1 protein-coding gene is annotated in these 1,614 nt (G+C 43.4%); it reads right to left on the bottom strand.

Annotated features, from left to right (window positions below):
* Positions 1-253 precede the first annotated feature (253 nt).
* A complete protein-coding gene (locus F7D73_RS08460) occupies positions 254-1,405 on the bottom strand; it encodes an IS110 family transposase (protein WP_153091408.1) in 1,152 nt (383 codons plus the stop codon).
* Positions 1,406-1,614 lie beyond the last annotated feature (209 nt).

The following is a 1,614-nucleotide window of genomic DNA, read 5'->3' as shown; positions in this document are numbered from 1 at the left end:
CTTTCCTCTATAAAACGAAAATGATTTCCCTCGCATAGGGTAACTACAATTGGAGGAATAAGTAAAAAACTGTATTGGCAGGCACACTACATTCTGCACTTGCGTAAAAACGCAAATGTCACTTTCTGTATACTTTCCTCTTCGAGTTTTACTCATACTGACTTCCATAGCCTCCCATGACATGAAGTTAATTTGTAGACGAGGTCTAACCCATCACAAAGATAATAGCCTTACCATAGAAGGTATATCATGGTCATCCGTTGTTGGCGGATTCTTCACGATCAAGTTTGAAGTCAACATAATCTGTCTCGTCATGCAAGACATGCCATACGGCCACAAGTAACTTTCTCGCCACGGCTACAAGCACCTTCATTTTGTTCTTTCTCCTCACAACGGTTTGGTGATATGAGAACCTGCTGAAGAAACAGTCTTTCTGACGACTGGCGGCCCAGGCACATTGGATGATGGTGTTGCGGAGATAGACATTGCCATGGGTAATTTTACGAGACTTGATTTTCTTGTTGGATTCGTCATTTCTTGGTCTCAGTCCACTCCAGGAGGTAAGGTGATTTGCCGTCTCGAACTTACTCATATCCGTTCCGATTTCTGCAATCAATGATGTTGCGGCACGTTCCTTGATACCTGGAATTTTCTGCAAGCGTTTGAGCTCCTCCGGGAAATGCTTCTCACATATCTCCAACATCCGCTGCTGGCATTCGTCTCTGTGGCTCTCGGCGATGTCTATCTCCTCATGGAGCTGGCGTAGCACATCTGTTTCAGCTTGTGAGACAACACCAGACAAAGAGGCTAATATCGTCTCCGCTCCATGGCGGTTGACAATGCGACCATGAACGAGCTTTAGCAACTCGTTCGGGTCAGTGACACCTTCCGAGAGCCTGCGCACGACATCGCGGTAACTTTTACCCTCGATGTTAGACACATAGTTGCTCAGGCGGATGTTACAGCGTTGGAGTACACCGTCGACCTTGGACACTTTGCGGACAATCTCCTCGTTGAGGTCAAAGATACGGCGGTCATACTGGCGCAACTGCTGGATAATCTCAGGAGGTACGAAACTGCCCTTAACTAATTCCTTCATGGTGCACTCTGCTATCCATTGGGCATCCTTGACATCACTTTTGTGTCCGGGAAGCTGTTTGATGAAATAAGGATTTGCCAGCCGGAGGGTGAAGTAAGAAGACAACACACGCCAGATAGGAATCCAATAGATACTGGTACTCTCCATACATACTTCAGAAACATGGTGCTTTTGGAGCAATTTTCGCATTTCTTCCAGTTGAAATGTTAAAACTCCGAAAACTTGCTCAAATAATTCACCATCACTGTGCAAAATACAAAGATAAATGCTATCTTTGTGCACGTCAAGACCACATACTGCTTTCATAAGCCTACATTTTTGAAGTTAAAAACTCGGTTAATGAACACTGCTTCAAAGATAATATATTTTTGTGACTTAGAGCACGTTGGTAGGAAATATTTTGCAGTCGTGGTCTTGATTTCTCGAAAAATAAGGCTAATCTCGCACAATTCGAGGGAAATCATTCAAGTTTTTTATATTACTTGCTTATAATTCGAAAATTTTATATAAATTTG

It is taken from the genome of Segatella copri (assembly GCF_009494395.1).
Classification (GTDB): domain Bacteria; phylum Bacteroidota; class Bacteroidia; order Bacteroidales; family Bacteroidaceae; genus Prevotella.
The sequence above is the reverse complement of the archived record's forward strand: the minus strand, read 5'-3'. Positions and strand labels throughout refer to the sequence as shown.

Coding starts and splice junctions, on each gene's coding strand:
- F7D73_RS08460 (WP_153091408.1), bottom strand. CDS start 1,405: ATGAAAGCAGTATGTGGTCTTGACGTGCACAAAGATAGCATTTATCTT.